The organism is Streptomyces sp. NPDC004561, from assembly GCF_053602155.1.
This window is the reverse complement of sequence record NZ_JBSGDB010000695.1, coordinates 1-3,486: the sequence shown is the minus strand read 5'-3', so window position 1 is coordinate 3,486 and position 3,486 is coordinate 1. Positions and strand designations below refer to the sequence as shown.

The following is a 3,486-nucleotide window of genomic DNA, read 5'->3' as shown; positions in this document are numbered from 1 at the left end:
GTCGGTCGGGAGCCGGGGCACGGCGCCCGTCATCCCGTTCAGATAGATCTCGTACTGGAAGTCCGCCCAGTGCTTCGCCATCCGTCGCTCCCGCCTTCGTCGCCGAGTCCGCGTGCAGCGCCGACGATACTGGCGGGTAGGCGGCGGCCTCCGCCGCGGGTGACCGCCTCGTCCAGGACGTGGGCGAGGCCCCCGGCGTGGAAAGCACCGGCCGGCGGCCCGTGTTCGGTCTCACCGGTTCCCGGCGGCCGCCCTTGAGCACCCCGGCCACGGCGGGCGGCAGGTCGGGGCCACCCGTGCGAAGTGATCATCAGGTGAACACGGGGAGTCATGAGTGGGCTCGACGGGAGCAAAGCCGGAATGTTTCAGGACGATTAACGAAGCGCTGATTTTCGGCCATCCGAAGGGTCCCGGAGGCCGCGCACCGCTCAGTTCCCGGGTCACGGCGTTCGATTTCCGTGACTTCACGCCACTGCTTCAACACGAAAGGTTACTGAAACCCGTGGGTTCGATGTGAGTTTCGACCGCGGACTCGGCAGAGTGGCGCTCGCCGCTCCGGTGCCCGACCGGACCGGAGCCGGCAAGACCCCCGTCTGTTCGAGCGGAAGGATGCACACAATGCGGAACACCGCGCGCAGGGCAGCGGCCATCGGCCTGACGGCCGCCGCCGTTTGCGGACCCCTGACCGGGGCCGCCGTCGCTGCACCGGGCGCCGCCCCGTCGTCGCTCTACGCCCCCTCGGCGCTGGTGCTCACCACCGGCCACGGCAGCGACGCGGCCACGGCGACCCCCGAGCGCGCCGTCACCCTCAGCTGCGCCCCGACGGCCTCCGGCACCCACCCTGCCGCGGAGCAGGCCTGCGCCGAGATGCGCGCCATCGGCGGCGACTTCACCGCGCTGAAGCCGAGCCCGACCGTGTGGTGCAACAAGCTCTACGACCCGGTCGTCGTCACCGTCCAGGGTGTCTGGCAGGGCAAGCGCGTCTCCTATGAGCAAACCTTCGGTAACGCGTGCATGAGGGACGCCGTAGGCGGAACTCTCTTCGCGTTCTAAAGGGACCGGGATCGCACGGATCTCCGTGAACGCCGGATCAGGCCCGCAACTGGGGAGTGCGGCCCCCTGGAGGCGGGGAACCTGCGATCTCGCACCGGGACCGGACGGGCGGAGTGGGGCCGCCCGCCGGCTTCCGGGCACACAGCCGCTCCCCGGGTCGGCCCGTGGGGGGCCGTCCGGGGAGCGGCGAAAAACAACCGGTTTCAACCGGTGCTCAGGCCCTGCGCCGATGGCTCGTGTCACACCACGGGTAGCGGCGACTGCGGCGGCACATGCACAGAGCGACACGGAAACGGTCCGACGAGACCGTGGTGCCGTCCTCCAGTTCGATCTCCACCGGCCCTTCCACGAGCAGCGGCCCCCGCCGCCGCACGGTGATCCGGCGGGCCCGGTCAGCAGACTCGTTCGGCACGGATGACCACCAGCTCTTCCCTGTCGTCGGACGGATCGAGCAGCCCACGCCGGCGCAGCCACTCCTGGCGGGAGCGCAGCACCGGCCCGAAGGCGATCCGGCGCCGCCGGACCACCGAGGCCTTCAGCCCCGCCCCTCGCAACAGCTCCAGGGTGCGCTCGGGACCGCTCAACGCGGACTGCACGACCAGCAGTACGCCCCCGGACCGCAGCAGCCCGGGCGCGCCCCGGCAGATCCGGTCCAGCAGCAGCCGCCCGTCGTGCCCCGCGTCCCAGGCCCGGGACCGGCCGCGCGGCCCGTTCCCGGCGTGCGGCGCCGGCACATAGGGCGGATTCGCCAGGATCATGTCGTACGTCCGGTCGTGGACCGGGCCGAAGAGGTTGCCGCGCCGTATCCGCACCGGCAGCCGGGTCAGCCAGGCGTTCAGCCGGGTCGTCCACACCGCCCGCCGGGACACGTCCACGGCGGTCACCTCGGCGCCCCGCCGGGCCGCGGCCAGCGCCAGCGCACCGCTCCCGGTGCCCACGTCCAGCACCCGCGCCCGGGGTACGGGAGCCTCCTCGCGGAGGGCCTCGGCCAGCAGCGCGGTGTCGTCCTGCGGGGCGTACACGCCCGGAAGTACCAAGAAGTTCACCGGGGCCGGGTACCCGGGCATTCAGGATGTATGGGATGTTTCGCCTTCATCGGGCTCGCGCAGGGACGACCGTCCGGCGCGCCACTCGGTGAGCACCCGCCGGGCCAGCCGGTCCTCGAGGTACTCGGTCGCGTCGATCCCGAAGGTGACGTCCGCCGCCAACTCCGGCTCCTCGTCCAGCAGTCCGCCGATCACGTCGTGCCGGACCACCTGCTCGTGCACGGCGTCCGCCTCGACGTGCTCGTCGTAGAAGAACTCCGCGGCGGGTCCCGCGCCGGTGCGGCGCATCGCCTCGGCGAGCCGGCGGGAGCCGGGCGAGGAGGTGATCTCCACCTCGGCGAAGTGGCCCACCAGGGCGCCGCGCAGCTCCCGGTGCAGCCCGAACAGGGACATCAGATTGACGACGGCCAGCATCTCCGCAGGGGCCGCGTCCAGATAACGGCCGTACGCGGTGTCGAGACCCAGGTCCCCCATCAGGTCGGCGAACAGGCGCGCGTGGACCCGCTCGGCGCGGCCGCCGCCGAACTCGTCGTACTCCACCGCAGCCATCGCCGCCTTCGCCCGGCCCCACAGCCGCGGCAGCACCCAGGCGTGCGGGTCGGCCTCCTTCAGGTGGTACAGGGAGCGCTGGGCCGCGTACTCGCGCAACTGCCACAACTCGCCCTCGGCGCACAGGAAGTGGGTGACGCCCGTGCCCTCGGCCGGTTCGACAAGGAGGGCGGCGAGCGCGTCGTCCAGGCTGTCGTGGGCCGGGGCGTCGGCGCGCAGCGCGGAGCGGAAGCGGTGCTCCAGCGCGGCCCGCACGCGCAGTAGTTCGGGGTCCCACTCGGTCTCGGGGGCGACGCCCGCGAAGCCGCGGTAGTGCAGCTCGTAGCAGAGGTACAGGGCGAGCTGGAGATCGTCGCCGTAGGGATCGGCGCCCTCGGCGTCCGCGGGGCGGGGGAGTGGGCCCGCGCCGCGCAGATACGCGGTGAGCGCGGCGGAGAGCGGTCCCCGGGCGGGCGGCAGCTGGGGTCCTCTGAGCTGGTGGTTCATGGGGTCCGGGTACCCGCGGCCCCGCGGGGCAGTGCTGCCGCCCGGCCGTCGGTCAGTCGTCCTCCACCTGCTCCTGTGCCTGGACGTTCGGGGTGACGGCGTCCGCGGCCTCGCCGCCGCCGCGCCCCTTCTCGTCGCGCTTCTCGGCCTCCTCGACCTCGTGCAGCACCTCTTCCAGGGCCGTCTCGGGCCGTTCCTCACGGTCGTCCCCACCGGACATGACGCCTCCTTTCCTCGCCGTCGTCCTGATCCACCGCGCGCCCTGGTCGGGCAGGATCAGCCGCAGCCGGCCCTGGCAGGAGCGGATCAGCCGGCGGGCGGCGACGAGCACGCCGACCCCGCTGGAGTCGCA

The 3,486-nt window shown here is 72.8% G+C and carries 4 protein-coding genes and 1 pseudogene; 1 reads left to right on the top strand and 4 read right to left on the bottom strand.

Features of this window, described 5'->3' with window-relative positions; genetic code table 11:
• The first annotated feature begins 618 nt into the window (after nt 1-618).
• The gene (locus tag ACWEN3_RS43735) at nt 619-1,053 is read left to right on the top strand and encodes a subtilase-type protease inhibitor (protein ID WP_452983508.1); all 435 of its coding nucleotides are present in this window, start codon (nt 619-621) and stop codon (nt 1,051-1,053) included.
• Nucleotides 1,054-1,267: 214 nt separating this feature from the next.
• On the opposite strand, the gene ACWEN3_RS43730 is transcribed toward ACWEN3_RS43735, so the two are convergent.
• The 4 genes and pseudogenes from ACWEN3_RS43730 to ACWEN3_RS43715 all read right to left on the bottom strand — a co-directional run.
• Nucleotides 1,268-1,465, bottom strand: a complete 198-nt coding sequence (locus tag ACWEN3_RS43730) for a CDGSH iron-sulfur domain-containing protein (RefSeq protein ID WP_452983505.1) — start codon at nt 1,463-1,465, stop codon at nt 1,268-1,270.
• A complete protein-coding gene (locus ACWEN3_RS43725; RefSeq protein ID WP_452983502.1) occupies nt 1,446-2,120 on the bottom strand; it encodes a HemK2/MTQ2 family protein methyltransferase in 675 nt (224 codons plus the stop codon). Before ACWEN3_RS43725 ends, ACWEN3_RS43730 begins: the two co-directional genes overlap by 20 nt.
• Nucleotides 2,121-3,134 (bottom strand): iron-containing redox enzyme family protein, encoded by a 1,014-nt coding sequence (locus ACWEN3_RS43720; RefSeq protein ID WP_452983499.1) that lies wholly within the window; start codon nt 3,132-3,134, stop codon nt 2,121-2,123.
• Between the two features lie 256 nt (nt 3,135-3,390).
• Nucleotides 3,391-3,486: pseudogene (locus tag ACWEN3_RS43715) on the bottom strand (anti-anti-sigma factor); the annotation flags it as partial.